Below are 14,810 nucleotides of genomic sequence, written 5' to 3'. Positions count from 1 at the left end.
CTCGGGGAGGGCGCCCGGAGGCGGGTGTTCGTGATCGAACTATCATCGCCCGGACATCAGGACAACGGGGGGAAGAGACGTGGGACGTCGATGGGTGAAGGTCCTGGCGATCACCGTGGTGGTGCTTGCCGTGCTGTTCACGGCCGCCGACCGGATCGCCGTGCACTACGCGGACAAGGAGGCCGCGCGGCTCGCGCGGGAGAAGTACGACTACGGCAACACCACCGACGGCTCCCTGGACGTGTCGGTGAAGGGCTTCCCGTTCCTGACACAGGCGGCCGGCGGTGACTTCGACCATGTCGAACTGACCGCGCAGAAGTTCTACGTCGACAGCACCGGCAACCGGCAGGGCGGCTATCTCACCGTCGACCGCCTCCACCTCGACCTGCGCGGCGTCACGGTGTCCTCCCTGACGGCGCGGAGCGCGGAGGCGAACCTCGTCACGGGCACCCTCACCCTGTCGTACGCGCAGTTGTCCGACGTGGTGACCCGGATCGGGGGCAGCGGCCCGATCCGGGTCTCCCAGGCCCCGGGCTCGGACGGCCAGGCGGCCCGCCTCAAGGTGTCGGGCACGGTCGGCGGTACGCCGCTGAACAGCACCGGAACCCTGCTGGCCCAGGGCGACGAGCTGTCCCTGACGGTGCCCGGCGCCGGCCGCGCCACCTCCTCGTGGCGGATCGGCCTCCCGCAGAACGTCGGCTTCACCGCGGCCCGCTCCACCGCCGACGGCGTCGAGATCAGCGTGGTCGGCCACCAGGTGTCCCTCGGCACGTCACGCTTCGGGGGCTGAGGGACGGACGGGACGACCGGGAAGTCACCGGGGCCGGCCGTGACGATCTCGGGCCCACCAGCACCTGGAGCGCTCCGTCGACGACGGAGAACGGCTCGGACGAGTGGTCGTGCCGGTGCGGGACCGCGCCGTCGGCGCCGCGCGCGACCTGGACCCGGCGGGGGCGCTGAGCGCGCCGCCGGTGGCACCGGCGTCGGCCAGTAGCCGGTGCCCGGTCTCGGGCACCTGCTCGGCGTCGTCCGCGCGGACGACGACCGGGGCGTACGGAGTGGAAGGCATCGAAGCGGTGTTCGTGGACGCACACCTGGGGCAGGAGCGCGGAGTTCTTCCAGGAACTCGGTGACGAGCCGGAGACCTCCGAGGGCGACGGCTCCGGGGCGGGCCGTCCGGTTACGCCGCCTCCCGAAGGCGCCACACCCCCGGGCGGACCTCCACCGCCGGGTCGGGGTCGTCCGGGGTGTCGGTGAGGCGGCGGAGGCAGCGGCGGGCGTAGGCCTCCAGGCGGCGGTCGCGCAGGGCTGTGGCCAGGTCGCGGCAGGCGGTGAAGCGGGCCGTGGCGGTGGCCTCGTCGCCCTGGTCCAGGGCGAGCAGCGCGCCGGCCCGCAGGGCGTCGAAGCGGGCCGGGGAGCGGTCCGGCAGGGAACCGAGCGCCGTGTCCAGGAGGGTGCCCGCCTCGTCGTAGGCGCCCGCGTCCAGCCGTACATCGACCAGGCCGACCAGCGCCCGCCCGTGCTCATGGCCGTCCGCGCAGCCCAGCGCGGCCCGCGCCGCCGCCTCGTACAGCTCCTCGCAGCGCGCCAACTGCCGCTGCTGCCAGGCCAGATCGCCCAGCGACCGCAGCATCCGCGCCTCGCCCGCCCGGTCCCTGGACCGGCGCGCCGCGTCCAGGCCGAGGGTGTGCGCGGTGCGCCACAGCGGCCAGGCGGCGTGCGACTCCAGGCCGCCGGACAGCGCGTCGGCCAGCCGCAGCGCCGACGGCCAGGCGCCGTGGGCGTGCGCGGTGCGCAGCACCTCGACCTGGCCGGCCAGCTCCGCGCCCGAGGGCGCGGGGGCCGCGGCCGCCAGGGTGCCGGCGTGCGCCTCGGCCAGGCGGCCCGCCGCGTCCCGGGCCGAGTCCTCCGGCTCGTGCCGGGCGAGGAGTTCGGCCGCCAGCAGCCGCAGCAGGCGATGGAAGCGGTAACGGCCCTCCGCGTCGGCCTCCAGCAGCCGCGCGTCGACCAGGGCCTCCACCCGGTGGCCGGCCTCCTCGGCCCCCACGCCCAGCACGGCCGCCGCCGCACCCGTCCCGAACGGGGCGTCCGGCAGCAGGGCGAGCAGCCGGAAGGACCGCTGCTGGCGGGCGGGCACCGCCGCGTACGCCGCCGACAGCACGCCGTGCACGTCGAGTTCGCCGACGCCCAGCGCGGCCAGCCGGTCCCGGGCGCCGCGCAGCCGGTCCGCGAGGGTCCGCGGCGTCCAGTGCGGACGGGCGGCGAGCTGCGCCGCCGCCGCGCGCAGGGCCAGCGGCAGCCGGCCGCACAGCTCGGCCACCTCCGTGAGGGCCGCGTCCTCCCGGCCGAGGCCCGCCGCCGTCGCCAGCAGCGCCCGGGCCGCCGCCGGCCGCAGCGGCGCCAGCGACACCGTACGGACCGAGGGCAGCGAGGCGGGCGTGCGGCGGATGGTGATCAGGGCCCGGCAGCCCTCGGCGGCCGGCAGCAGCGCGCGTAACCGCGCCTCGGAGTCCGCGTGGTCGAGGACCAGCAGCACCCGCCGCCCGGCAAGGAAGGAGTGCAGGGCGTCCCGCAGGTCCTCCACCGCCTCGGGCAGCGGACCGGTCTCGCCCGCCCGCCGCAGCAGCCGGGTCAGCGCCTGCGCGCCGGTCAGCGGACGGCCCGGCTCGGGCTCCAGGTCCAGGAAGAGCCGGCCGTCCGGGAACGCGTCCGCGCACCGGTGCGCCGCCTCCACGGCCAGCGCGGTCTTGCCCACCCCCGGCATCCCCGCCACGGCCACACACGTGCCCGGCGCCGACGACGTCAACAGCTCCGTCACCCGCGTCAGTTCGTCCTCGCGGCCGGTGAAGGCCGGGTCCGCCGCGGGCAGCGCGACGGGCCGCCCGCCGCCCGCGCTCACCGTGACCGCACCGGGACGCGCGGCCTCCTCGACGAGCAGGCTCTCGTCCCCCGCCAGAATGCGCCCGTGCAGCCGCTGCAACGCCGGGCCCGGCTCGATCGCCAGCTCCTCCACGAGCGTGCGCCGCAGCAGCGTGAACGCGCGCAGCGCTTCCGCCTGCCGCCCCGTCCGGAACAGCGCCAGCATCAGATGGCCGTGGAACTCCTCGCGCAGCGGGTACCGGGTCGTCACCGACTGGAGTTCGGCGATCAGGTCGCGGTGCCGGCCCAGTTCCAGATCGGCGCGCACCCGCTGCTCCAGCGCGGCCACCCCGGCCTCGTCCAGCCGTACCGCCGCGGCCCCCAGGGCCGGGCCGTGCGGGGTGTCCGACAGCAGCGGGCCGCGCCACAGCTCGATCGCCCGGCGCTGCAACGCCGACGCCTGCGCGAAGTCGCCCGCCTCCAGCGCCCGCCGGCCGCTCGCGTGCAGCGCCTCGAACCGGGTCAGGTCCAGCTGGTCCGGCTCCAGCCGCAGCACATAGCCGGGCTGCCGGGTCACCAGCGCCTGCCGGCCGAACCCGTCCCCGGCGGCGTCGAGCTGCTTGCGCAGCTGCGAGATGTACACCTGGAGCGTGGTCGTCGCGGTGCGCGGCGGGCCGTCCTGCCACAGCTCGTCCGTCAGCGCCTCCACGGACACCACCTCGCCGCTGCGCACCAGCAGCGCGCCGAGGACGACACGGAGTTTCGCGGCCCGCGGCGTGTACGACACGTCGGGGCCCGCGCTGCCCTCGATCTCCATCGGGCCGAGGATACGGAATCTCATCGGGGCGCCCGGGTCACAGATCCTGCACGACGCTGGTGCGGGCCTCGGCCACCGCGCGCCGGTGCTGCGTCACCGTCAGCGTCACCGGCACCGAGGGCCGGCCCTCCGCGTCCCGCTCCAGCGGCCCCGGCACCGCCACGCAGCGCAGCGGCAGCCCCGCCTGCGCGTACCCGCGGAAGTGCACGTCCCAGCCGGTCACCAGGGCCCGGTCCGCGTCGAAGCCGCTGGCCCGGCCGGCCGTCAGGATCGACGTCTGGCGCAGCGCCTCCAGCAGCAGCAGCCCCGAGACCTGGCCGTCCCCGGACGGCGCCAGCGCCGGATTGTCCCCCCGGGTCAGCACCCACGTCGTCAGCCGCCCCTGCGCCGACACACTCGGCTCGCACACCACCACGTTGCCGGGCGCGCGCCGGCCGATCTCCGCCGGGTCCACCGGCCAGCCCGCGCCGTCCGGCACGTCGTCCAGCTCCGGCGCCGCGCGCAGCGCACGCCGGCTGTGCTCGATGTGGTTGCGGTGCAGCACCGGGGTCAGGAACACCAGCCCGGCCCGGCCCGTGCAGCACGGCACGTCGTCGATGCGCACCTCGACGTCGAAGGTCAGCCCGCGCGGCACCCCGCCGATCACATGGTCGGGGCGCGCGGTCAGCCGGGTCGTCATCCGGGGCGGCTCCGCCCCGTCCGCCCGCCAGGCCCGTACGTCGGTCAGGTCCAGCGCGAACCGGTAGAACAGCCCCGGCCGCTCGCGCGGCACACCGAAGTACCGGTGCCCCACGAACTCACCGACCTCGCGCACCTCCTCGGTGACGGACTGCGCGTCGTGGAAGTGCCCGGGACCGTCGTTGAACAGCGGGTGCCCGGTGGGCACGGAACCGGCCAGTACGAAGTTCTCCTCGCCGCTGCTGGGCGCGTCCAGGAGGTAGTGCTCCCAGGACGTCGGGCAGTGGATCAGATGGCGGGTGGCGTACTTGAGTTCCTGGACGGTGGTGCTCGTCGTGTCGACAGTCATGGTCTCTCCTCGGCGCGATGGGAGCGCTCCCTGCTCGCAGAGCGTGGGGGAGGGCCCGTCGTGCGGCGCGCGCTGTCCCCGTGGCCGTCACGCGGACGGCCCGCGCCCACCAGGGTGCGGATCGCAAGGGTGCGGATGCCAGCCGGGGACGGTGGCAGCAAGTTGCACGGCAGGTTGTTGAGGTGCGGGACGGGGTACCCGCAGTTGTTTCGGCGCCGGTTCGGGGTCCTCCGGCGCTGATTCGGGGTCTTCTGGGCCGGTGTCGATGTCGGCTCCGGTGCCGGCCTCGGTGTCAGGCCCGCTTTAGCGCGGCTCAGGCGGGCGGCGGCACAGTGGCCGGCACGGCACGGTCACCGCTGAACCCCCCGTCACCGTGTGCCCGTGCCGGGCGCCTGCCCTGCCCCGGAACGTCGTCCCCCGCCGTCCGGGGCGGGGCCCGCGCCCCGTCCCACCCAGTGCGCCACCTGCGCCCGCGAAGTGATCGCGAGCTTCTTGAAGATGCGGCTGAGATGGGTCTCGACGGTCTTCGGACTGACCTGGAGCCGGACGGCGATCTGCTGGTTCGTGCACCCCTCGCTGACCAGGACGGCCACCTGTGCCTCCCGCCTGCTCAACACCGCCGCCGGCGGGAGCGGATGAGGGGCGGGGGACTCGGGAACGTGACCGGAAAAGGGAGAGGCAGAGGCAGAGGCAGAGGCAGAGCGAGCGGGGACGGGCGGTTCGTGGTCCTGGACCATCCGTACCTCCCGCAGCCGGGCCGCCGCCCGGTCCCGCCACACTCCGCCCAGCGGGTGCGCGGCCCGTGCCGCCGACTCGGCGGCGGCCAGCGCGGCGGTGCCGTCGCCCGCGGCCAGCCGCACCCGGGCCAGACACAGTTCCGCGTCCACGGCCAGCGGCACCGCGCCCGTGCGGTACGCCGTCGCGGCCGCCCGCTCGGCCCACCGCCCGGCCGAGGCCAGGTCCTCCGCGGCGAGCCGGGCCCGGGCGAGCCCCAGCTCCAGCCGGCCCGCCACCTCCTCCTGGGCCGACTCGCGCGCCCTCACCAGCGCTTCCTCCAGCCGCCGTTCCGCCGCGTGCCGGCGGCCCGTACGGAACAGGGCGTCGGCCAGCCGGTGCACCGCGTCCAGCCGCCGCAGCGCGGCGTCCTCCCCGAGCCGGTCCAGCGCCTGAGCGGCCTCGTCGGCCGCGTCGAGCGCCGCCCCGAAGAGCCCTGCGGCGGCGTAGGCGGCGGCCAGCAGGCAGCGGGCGTGCGCGAGATCGGCGGCGCAGGCGTCCGTACCGGCGTCGGTGTGCCCGTATGTGGGCCCGTGCGTGGGCCCGTACGTGTCACCGGTGACGTACGCCAGTGCCGTCCGCGCCCACTGCTGTGCCGTGCGGCCCAGGACCGGTTCGCCCCGGTCCAGGGCGAGGGCGGTGCCCTCCACGGCCCACTCCGTGCCCCGTTCCGCCGAGCCGTCCAGGCAGCGTTCGGCGAGGTCCCAGCGGCCCAGCAGCCGCAGCGCCGCCGCGCGGGCCGGCGCGTCGTCGCCCGCGTCCGGCGGCACCCGGGCGAACGCCCGCAGCGCGGCCTCCGGGCGGCCGGCCAGCACCAGCGCCCGCCCGCGCAGCAGCCCCGCCGCCGCGTCGCCGGGCGGCAGCAGCCGCAACAGCGACGCGGCGGTGGCCGCCTCACGGTGCAGCCCGTCCGCCGCGACGCGCAGCAGCACGGCCCCCGGCAGCAGCCCCGTACCGTCCAAGGCGCTGTCGAGCAGCCCCGTACCGTCCATGACCCCGCCGCGCAGCCCGCTGCCGTCCATGACCCCGTCGACTCGCATCCGCGCTCACCCTCCCCTTCGGGGACGAGCCTCTCCCGCCCGCGCCCCCGGTTCCAAGGTCCCCGCCCTGTCCGGTAGTTGCACGACAGGAAGTCCCCCGGGTGTCCGGTGAATCCCCGACTACTGCGCCGGCCGGGAGCGGGTCAGGCTCGGACCATGGCTGTCGACTCCACGCCCCTCGCCCGCCCGGGGACCGCGCCCCCGGTACCCGGAACCGGCCGCGGACCGCGCGCGGGGTACGCCTCCGGCGCCCTGGTCACCGGCGTGTTCAGCACGCTGCCCGGGCTCCTCCTGCTGCCCTACCTCACCGACACCCTCGGCACCGGCGCGGTCCTCGCCGGAACCGTGGTGCTCCTCCCCAAGGCGTGGAACGCCCTGCTGGGGCCCCTCGTGGGCCACGCCGGGGACCGCAGGCCGCGCCGCCGCGCCCATCTGCTGGGCGGCGGTGTCTGCGTGGCCGCCGCGTTCGTCCTGATGTTCTCGGCGCCCGGGCCCGCCTCCGCCGGGGTGTGGTGGGCCGCGGCGGGCTTCTTCCTCGCCGCGACCGCCTACGCGTTCTTCCAGGTCCCCTACGCCGCGCTGCCCGCCGAACTCACCGACCGCCCCGCCGCCCGGGTCGCCCTCGTGGCCGCCCGGGTCGCCGCGATCGCCGTGTCCGCGCTGCTCATCGGCGCGGTCGGGCCCTCGCTCGCGGACGCGGGCGGCGGCGGGGTGCCGGGCTACCGGCTGGTGGGCGTGTTCGGCGCGGTGTCCGTGCTCGCCGGCACGCTCGGCGTACTGCTCGGCATCAGGGGCCTCCCGCTGGGCGCCGCGCGGCTCCCGCTGGGCGCCGCGCGGACTTCGTCCCCGGCCGCCCCGTCCGTCCCGGCCGCCCCGTCCGTGCCGGCTGCCCCGTCCATGTCATCCATTTCATCCGACCCGGCCGCCCCGGCCGAGGGGGCCGTGCCGTCCGCCTGGTCCGGGCTGCGCGGGCAGCTCGCCTTCGCCCGCCGGGTGGCGGGGTTCCCCGCGCTGCTCGCCGGGATCGTCGTCCAGTCCGTCGCCACCGGCGCGCTGACGGCCGGCGCGTCCTACTTCAGCGAGCACATCATCGGGGACAAGAACGCCACCGGACTGCTCGTCGCCGCGTTCGTCGTCCCGAACCTGCTCACCGTACGGGCCTGGACGCGCCTGGGAGCCCGCCGGGGCCACCGCGCCGGATACCGGTGGGCGTGCGCCGTGTTCGCCGCCGGCTGCCTGCTGCTGTGCGCCGCGCCCGTGCTGCCGCTGCCGGTGGTGCTGCTGGTGATGGCCGTGGCCGGCGCCGGGCACGCGGGCCAACTGCTGTTCCTGTACTCGCTGTTGCAGGAGAGCATCGCGGGCGAGGGACTGCGCGGGGCGGGGGTGTCCTCCGGGCTGTTCACCACCTGCGAGACCCTGGGCCTGGCCGTCGGCCCGTTCCTGTACGCGCTCACCCTCGCGCTCTTCGGCTACGCCTCCTCCGGCACCGGACACGCCGCCGCCCAGTCGACCACGGCCCACGCGGGCATCCTCGTCGGCATCGGCGTGCTGCCCGCACTGGCGGCGGTGGCGGCGACGGCGGTACTGGGGCGGGGAGCCCGGACAGGCTCGTAGCAGGGCCACGCGGAGCACCGCACCACACACCCGCAGAGCCCCCCCACGGCCCCCCCACGGACAGGCCGGAGCGCCGGCCGTTCACAGCAGCCGAGCCGGTGCGTCCCCTTCCGACTCGTCCGGCAGCGGTGTCAACGCGCCCGCCAGGGACCGTACTTCCACCGCACCGGCCGGGGCGCCGCGCACCTGGCCGACCGATGTGGCCAGCCGGCCGCCGCGGTGTCCGCGCAGCGCGGCCAGGGCGGCGGCCTCCAGCGCCGGGTCGACGACCAGGCAGACACAGCCCGCCCCGGCCGCGTACAACGGGTCAAGGCCCAGGACGTCGAACGCCTCGCGGGCCCCGTACGGCACCGGCAGCGCGGCCTCGTCGACGCGGACCGCCGAACCGGAGGCCCGCGCGAAGCGGCGCAGCACGGCCGCGAGGCCGCCCTCGCCGACCATGTCGGCCGCCCGTACCGCGTCCGCGGGCAGGGCCGCGCGGACCGTCTCGACCAGGGCGCCGAGCGGGGCCACGTCACTGGGCACGTGGTACTCGAAACCGAGCCCGGCGCGCAGCGACAGCACATGGACGGCGTGGCTGCCCAGCGGGGCGGACAGCAGCACCCGGTCGCCGGGGCGGATCGCGGCGGCGTCCAGCGGCCCGCGGGTGAACGCGCCGAAGCCGGTGACGGCGAGCGTGATCCGGTCGACCTCACCGGCCCGCACCACCCGCGCGTCCACCGCCGAGACCCGCACCCCGGCCTCCCGCACCGCGTCCCGCACCGAAGCGGCGGCCCGGTGCAGCAGCGCGGCGGGCAGCCCCGCCTCGATGACCGCGGCCAGCGTCAGCCGGCGCGGCGCCGCACCGGCGACCGCGAGCGCGTTGACGGCCGCGCACACCGCGAGCCGCCCGATGTCGCCGTTGCCGAAGAACGGCGGCTCGACGACGCAGGAGACGGTACGCACGGCCAACGGGGCCCGCTCGGTGAGCGGTCCGGGGTCGTAGAGGTCGCCGAGCGCCGCGGTGAACACCCCGGCCGGCGACGTGCCGCCGCCGTGGCCGTCACGCAGCGCCACCTGCCCCACGGGCAGCGGAACGTCGTCCCGCAGCAAGGAAATCCCCCCTCCCGGACCCGGGAAAACATGGCGGCTTCCACCACCACTGTGCGCGCCGGTCCCCGCCGGCGCCACCGCAACCGTAGCCCGGAATCCGAGGGACAACGCGCAGGCAGGGGTGGGAATTGAGGGGTGGACAGGGGTCCGTCAAGGGGGACTGCCCGCCCCCGCGGCCTTCCTAGGGTCGAAGACCCGGAGCGCGCAGCGCCCGGGACACCCGCAGCGCCCGCAGCGCCCGCAGCGCCCGGGACAGCCAACCGACTGGGAGCGGCCATGGTGGACCTCAGTACGCGACCGGCGCGGCAGCAGGCCGCCGCCGACCGCCTCGACGAGCGGCTCGGCGTGTTCGTACGCCGCTTCGGCACACCCGGTGCGGAGCCCGCCGGGGCCACCGGCGGACAGGCGGCGGGGACCTCCGGTGAGCAGGCCGCAGGGACCTCCGGCCGGCAGGCGGCGGCCGGGGGCGACGGGCCGCTGCGCGGTGTCACCCTCGGGATCAAGGACCTCTTCGCCACCCGCGAGGCGGTGCCCACCGCGCACAGCAGGGTGCACGACCCCGACTGGCACCGCGGCCGCGACGCCGTCGCCGTGCACCGGCTGCGGGCCGCCGGCGCCGTGCCGGTGGGCATGACCACCGCCGGCGAACACGCGCTGGGCCGCCCCGACCCGGCCCTGCCCTTCCCCGTGCCCCGCAACCCCTGGGACCCCGACCGCTACCCCGGCGGCTCCAGCAGCGGCAGCGCCGCCGGACTCGTGCACGGCCTGTTCGACGTGGGCCTGGGCACCGACACCGGCGGCAGCATCCGCATCCCCGCCGCGCTGTGCGGCGTCACCGGCGTCAAGCCCACCCACGGCCTGATCCCGACCGCCGGCTGCCGCGCCCTGGCGCCCAGCCTCGACACCGTCGGCACCCTGGCCCGCACCGTCCGCGACGCCACCCGCACGCTCGGCGTCGCCGCCGCCTGGGACACCCCCGAACCCCGCTGGCGCACCGGCCTGGACGGCGTCCGCGTCGGCGTGCCCGACCGCGCCCTGGAAGAGGCCGGACAGCTCACCCCGGAGTGCCGCGACGCCTTCGACACCGCCCTGGAACGGCTGCGCGACCAGGGCGCCAAGGTGATCAGCGTCGAACTGCCCGAGCTGTACCCGCTGTTCGCCGCCCAGCTGATCACGCTACTGTCCGAGGGCTTCGAACGGCACGGCGCCGGACTGCGGGCCGGCTGGGACCAGTACGGCCGCCCCTTCCGGCGCACCCTGGTGCTCGGCGGCCTGATCCCCGCCTCCGTCTACGTCCACGCGCAGCGCGTACGCGCCTGGGGCGCCGCCGAACTGCGCGGCCGGCTGGCCGGACTCGACGCCGTCGCCACCCCCACCTGGCCCGGCGCCGCACCCCGCTACGACGACGCCGCCGCACTGGCCGCCGTGTCCTGGCTGCCCAGCCTGTGGAGCGCCGTCGGCTTCCCCGCCGTCGCCCTGCCGATGGGCTTCGACACGGCCGGACTGCCGCTGTCCCTGCAACTGGCCGGCACCCCCGGCACCGACCGCGCCCTGCTCACCGTGGCCGACGCCTACCAGCGGCACACCGACTGGCACCTGCGGGCCCCCGCCCCGCTGCCCGCCACCCGGCCGGCCCCCGTCGCCCTGCCGCAGGGCGCGCCCAGCGAGGCGGAGGCGCAGCGGCTGCTCGGCGAGGCGCTGCGCCGCGCCCAGGTGCCCGTACCGGCGTCCGAACTCGTCGAGTTCGCCGGGCAGTGGCAGCTCACCGAAATGCTCTTCGGTTTCCTGCCGGACATTCCCGAGCCGGATCTTTTCGACGACGAGACCCGATAAACCCGCTGAACCCGCTGAAGGGGCCTTCATGACCGTCCAGCAAAGCCTGCCGCAGACCGTCTCCGCCGTGCCCGAGGAAAGTGCCTGGGTCCGCCGCTACCACCCCGCCGTCGCCGGTGCGCCGCGCCTGGTCTGCTTTCCGCACGCGGGCGGTTCGGCGAGTTTCTATTTCCCCGTCGCCGGCGCCCTGACCCCCGCCGTCGACGTCCTCGTCGTGCAGTACCCCGGCCGCCAGGAACGCCGCCGCGAACCCCTCATCGACAACGTCCCCGAACTCGCCGACCGCGCCTTCGAGGAACTGCGCCACTACACCGACCGGCCGCTGTACCTGTTCGGCCACAGCATGGGCGCCACCGTCGCCTTCGAGATCACCCGCCGCTTCGCCGCCGCCGGGCTGCCCGCCCCGGCCCGGCTGTTCGCCTCCGCCCGCCGCGCCCCCTCCCGCACCCGCGACGACCGCGTCCACACCCGCGACGACGAGGGCGTCATCCGCGAACTGCGCAGGCTCAGCGGCACCGACGCCCGGGTCCTGGGCAACGAGGAGATCATGCGGATGGCACTGCCCGCCATCCGCAACGACTACAAGGCCGTCGAGACCTACCGCGCCGCCGCCGACGCCCGCATCGACAGCCCCGTCACCGTCCTGACCGGCGACAGCGACCCCAACACCACCCTCGACGAGGCCCGCGCCTGGGCCGGGCACACCACCGCCGGCTGCGAGGTCCAGGTGTTCCCCGGCGGCCATTTCTACCTCGTCGACCAGCAGCGTGCCGTACTCGACGCCATCAGCGCGCACATCACCGCTCCGGCCGCCCGGTGAGGTTAGGGGTGGCCCCGCCGCGAGGTAGGGGTCCGCAACGCGGCCATCCGCATCTAGCGTGAACTTCACCGCTGCTGCCACGAATTCTCCTTTTGTGGCCCGAGGACAGGAACAGGGAATCGCCGTGAGTCGAATAGCGTGGAAGACGCTGAGCAGCGGGGAGAGTGACACACTCCTGCTGGCGGTCGACTTCGCCGCGGGAAGCCGCGCGCCAGCCCAATTCGCCGACCTCGCCCCGCTCCTCGATCCGCCGCTCACCCTGTGGGCGAGCCGGCCCCCCGGCCCCGACGATCAGGTGCCGCCCACCGGGCACGCCTACCTCGACTGGTGGCTCGGCGAGGTCCGCGCCGACGGCACCCCCGTCGAGGCGGTGCTCGGCTACTGCGCCGGCGCCGTCTTCGCCGCCGCCCTCGCCGAACGCGTCGCCGACTGGCAGCCGGCCCCCCGGATCATCCTGCTCGACCCCGAACTCCCCGCCGCCAGCGGCCTCTACGAGGACTTCCACACGGCCGGCGACTCCCTCGGGGCGCTGCTCACCCCCGCCGAACTCGACGCCTTCCACGCCCGCGGCGAGGCCCTGAAGGCCCAGTACGGCGACGACCAGCTGCCCGTCGTGGGACGCGAACTCGCCGACACCTTCACCGCCGCGGTGGCCGCCGCCGCCGACCGGCTCGACCTGGACGAGGACATCCGCGACGAACTCTCCGGCGCGTTCGTCTCCCTGGTCTCCTACCTCACCGCGGCCACCACGCTGAGCCCGCTGCCCGCCTGGGCCACCGCCGACGCCCTCACCACCACCGCCCCCGGCCGGCCGGTCGGCCGCGAACGGCGCCTGCCCGTCGCCCACGACGACCTGCTGCGCTCCCCGGCCACCGCACACGCCCTGCGGGACCTGCTGGCCGACACCCCGGCCACCACCGCGCCCGGCCGGGCCGGGTGACCACGATGACGACCACGACCCCACCCACCACCGGCACGGACACCCGGGCGGCCGCCACGACCGAGGGCCCCCGGACGGACGGCGCCACCCCGGCCACCCCGGCCACCTCGGCCACCTCGGTCACCGAGTCTCGGTCCACGGCCACCACCGAGCCGACCGCCCAGCTCGCCGCCCAGCCGCCCGCCCTGCTCCCCGCCCTGCTCGCCCGGCAGGCCCGCCGCACCCCCGGCGCGATCGCCGTCGCCGACGGCGACACCCGCCTCACCTACCGCGAACTCGCCGAGCGATCAGCACAGTTGGCACACCACCTGATCTCCCTCGGCCTCGGTCCGGAGGACATCGTCGCGGTCGGCATGCGGCGCGGCGCGGACCTCGTCACCGCCTTCCTCGCCGTACTCAAGACCGGCGCCGCCTACCTGCCGCTGGACCTCCTGAACCCGGCGCGGCGCCTGGCCCTGATGACCGAGGACGCCCGCCCCGCCGCCCTCATCACCCACACTCACGCGCAGAGCACCGCACCGGCCGGCGCCGCGGCCACCGTCCTCCTCGACGACCCCGCCACCCGCGCCCGGCTCGCCGCCGCCCCCACCACCGACCCCGGCGACACCGACCGCGTACGGCCGCTGCGACCCGACCACCCCGCCTACATCATCTACACCTCCGGCTCCACCGGCCGGCCCAAGGGCGTCGTCGTCACCCACCGCCCCCTCGCCGCCTACCTCGACTACGCGCGCGCCACCTACCCCAGCGCCGCCCGCACCACCCTGCTGCACTCCTCGGTCGCCTTCGACATGACCGTCACCACCCTGTACGCCCCCCTCACCAGCGGCGGCACCATCCGCGTCGGCACGCTGGAGGAGTCCGGCGCGAGCCCGGCCCTGCTCAAGGTCACCCCGTCCCACATGGCGCTGCTCGCCACCCTGCCGCCCGAGGCCGCCCCCACCGAGGACCTCGTCGTCGGCGGCGAACTCCTGCTCTCCGAGACCGTCGACGCCTTCCGCGCCCGCCACCCCCGGGTCACCGTCCTCAACGAGTACGGCCCCACCGAGGCCACCGTGGGCTGCTGTGTGCACGCGGTCCGCCCCGGCGACACCCTCCCGGCCGGCGCCGTCGCCATCGGCCGCCCCACCTGGGCCACCGAACTGCGGGTCCTGGACGAGGAGTTGCGTCCCACCGACGACGGTGAGCTGTACATCGCGGGCGGCCAGCTCGCCCGCGGCTACCTGCGCCGCCCCGCCCTCACCGCGGAACGCTTCGTCGCCGACCCCTACGGCCCGCCCGGCAGCCGCATGTACCGCACCGGCGACCGCGTACGCCGCGACCAGGACGGCACCCTGTACTTCCTCGGCCGCCTCGACGGCCAGGTCAAGATCCGCGGCTACCGCGTCGAACTCGGCGAGATCGAGTCGGCCCTGCTGCGCCACCCCGCCGTCTCCCGCGCCGCCGTCACCATCCACCGGACCACCACCGGCGACACCCACCTCGTCGCCTACGTCGTCCCCGGCACCCGGGACGGCGCCGACGGCCATCACGGCATTCAGGCTATTCGGACTATTCAGGGTATTCACGGCATCCGCAGTGACGAGCTGAGGAAGCACCTGGCCGACACCCTGCCCGACTACATGGTGCCCAGCGCCTTCCTCACCCTCGACACCCTGCCCCTGAACGCCAACGGCAAACTGGAGACGGACCGCCTCCCGGCCCCCGACTTCGCCGCCGTCACCGGCTACCGGGCCCCCGCCACCCCCGAACAGATCCTGCTGTGCGAGCTGTTCGCCCAGTTCTCCGGCGCCTCCCAGGCCGGCCTGGACGACGACTTCTTCGCCCTCGGAGGCACCAGCCTGGGCGCCGCCCAGGTCGCCAACAAGGCCCGCAAGCAGGGCCTGCGCGTCAGCCTCCAGGACATCACCGACCACCGTACGGTCCAGCGCCTGGCGGAGGCACTGACCGCCCGTTGAGCACCGTACCCACCGAGCACCACCCGGCCCCGGCCG

10 protein-coding genes are annotated in these 14,810 nt (G+C 76.0%); 6 read left to right on the top strand and 4 right to left on the bottom strand.

Annotation, left to right across the window (positions count from 1 at the left end; translation table 11 throughout):
- Window positions 1-79: 79 nt before the first annotated feature.
- On the top strand, window positions 80-790 hold the full coding sequence (locus ABZ858_RS20795) for a DUF2993 domain-containing protein (protein WP_361380348.1): 711 nt from the start codon (window positions 80-82) through the stop codon (window positions 788-790).
- Window positions 791-1,180: 390 nt separating this feature from the next.
- Here ABZ858_RS20795 and ABZ858_RS20790 read toward each other — a convergent pair whose 3' ends face one another.
- The 3 genes from ABZ858_RS20790 to ABZ858_RS20780 form a co-directional block, all read right to left on the bottom strand.
- The gene (locus ABZ858_RS20790; RefSeq protein WP_361380345.1) at window positions 1,181-3,700 is read right to left on the bottom strand and encodes a BTAD domain-containing putative transcriptional regulator; all 2,520 of its coding nucleotides are present in this window, start codon (window positions 3,698-3,700) and stop codon (window positions 1,181-1,183) included.
- Window positions 3,701-3,713: 13 nt separating this feature from the next.
- A complete protein-coding gene (locus tag ABZ858_RS20785) occupies window positions 3,714-4,703 on the bottom strand; it encodes an AfsA-related hotdog domain-containing protein (RefSeq protein ID WP_361380342.1) in 990 nt (329 codons plus the stop codon).
- A gap of 368 nt (window positions 4,704-5,071) precedes the next feature.
- Entirely contained in the window at window positions 5,072-6,517 is a 1,446-nt protein-coding gene (locus ABZ858_RS20780; RefSeq protein WP_361380339.1) for a helix-turn-helix transcriptional regulator, read from the bottom strand.
- A gap of 156 nt (window positions 6,518-6,673) precedes the next feature.
- On the opposite strand from ABZ858_RS20780, the gene ABZ858_RS20775 reads away from it, so the two are divergent.
- Window positions 6,674-8,131: an MFS transporter gene (locus tag ABZ858_RS20775; RefSeq protein ID WP_361380336.1), complete on the top strand. Its 1,458-nt coding sequence runs from the start codon at window positions 6,674-6,676 to the stop codon at window positions 8,129-8,131.
- Window positions 8,132-8,212: 81 nt separating this feature from the next.
- Here ABZ858_RS20775 and ABZ858_RS20770 read toward each other — a convergent pair whose 3' ends face one another.
- The gene (locus ABZ858_RS20770; protein ID WP_361380333.1) at window positions 8,213-9,223 is read right to left on the bottom strand and encodes an AIR synthase-related protein; all 1,011 of its coding nucleotides are present in this window, start codon (window positions 9,221-9,223) and stop codon (window positions 8,213-8,215) included.
- Between the two features lie 276 nt (window positions 9,224-9,499).
- Here ABZ858_RS20770 and ABZ858_RS20765 point away from each other — a divergent pair, with 276 nt between their 5' ends.
- From ABZ858_RS20765 to ABZ858_RS20750, 4 genes are all read left to right on the top strand, one after another.
- Entirely contained in the window at window positions 9,500-11,056 is a 1,557-nt protein-coding gene (locus ABZ858_RS20765) for an amidase (RefSeq protein WP_361380330.1), read from the top strand.
- Between the two features lie 28 nt (window positions 11,057-11,084).
- Window positions 11,085-11,876: an alpha/beta fold hydrolase gene (locus tag ABZ858_RS20760; protein WP_361380327.1), complete on the top strand. Its 792-nt coding sequence runs from the start codon at window positions 11,085-11,087 to the stop codon at window positions 11,874-11,876.
- 124 nt (window positions 11,877-12,000) lie between these two features.
- Window positions 12,001-12,816: a hypothetical protein gene (locus ABZ858_RS20755; protein WP_361380324.1), complete on the top strand. Its 816-nt coding sequence runs from the start codon at window positions 12,001-12,003 to the stop codon at window positions 12,814-12,816.
- Window positions 12,817-12,821: 5 nt separating this feature from the next.
- Window positions 12,822-14,774, top strand: coding sequence for a non-ribosomal peptide synthetase (locus ABZ858_RS20750; protein WP_361380321.1), 1,953 nt, complete (start codon window positions 12,822-12,824; stop codon window positions 14,772-14,774).
- The last annotated feature ends 36 nt before the right edge of the window (window positions 14,775-14,810 follow it).

It is taken from the genome of Streptomyces sp. NPDC047017 (assembly GCF_040644175.1).
Classification (GTDB): Bacteria; Actinomycetota; Actinomycetes; order Streptomycetales; family Streptomycetaceae; genus Streptomyces.
This window is presented reverse-complemented; position numbering and strand designations above follow the sequence as displayed.

What these genes read in the sequence shown, in the direction of transcription:
- ABZ858_RS20760 (WP_361380327.1), top strand. Translation starts at nt 11,085, where the DNA reads ATGACCGTCCAGCAAAGCCTGCCGCAGACCGTCTCCGCCGTGCCCGAG.
- ABZ858_RS20775 (WP_361380336.1), top strand. Translation starts at nt 6,674, where the DNA reads ATGGCTGTCGACTCCACGCCCCTCGCCCGCCCGGGGACCGCGCCCCCG.
- ABZ858_RS20790 (WP_361380345.1), bottom strand. Translation starts at nt 3,700, where the DNA reads ATGAGATTCCGTATCCTCGGCCCGATGGAGATCGAGGGCAGCGCGGGC.
- ABZ858_RS20780 (WP_361380339.1), bottom strand. Translation starts at nt 6,517, where the DNA reads ATGCGAGTCGACGGGGTCATGGACGGCAGCGGGCTGCGCGGCGGGGTC.
- ABZ858_RS20750 (WP_361380321.1), top strand. Translation starts at nt 12,822, where the DNA reads ATGACGACCACGACCCCACCCACCACCGGCACGGACACCCGGGCGGCC.
- ABZ858_RS20785 (WP_361380342.1), bottom strand. Translation starts at nt 4,703, where the DNA reads ATGACTGTCGACACGACGAGCACCACCGTCCAGGAACTCAAGTACGCC.
- ABZ858_RS20765 (WP_361380330.1), top strand. Translation starts at nt 9,500, where the DNA reads ATGGTGGACCTCAGTACGCGACCGGCGCGGCAGCAGGCCGCCGCCGAC.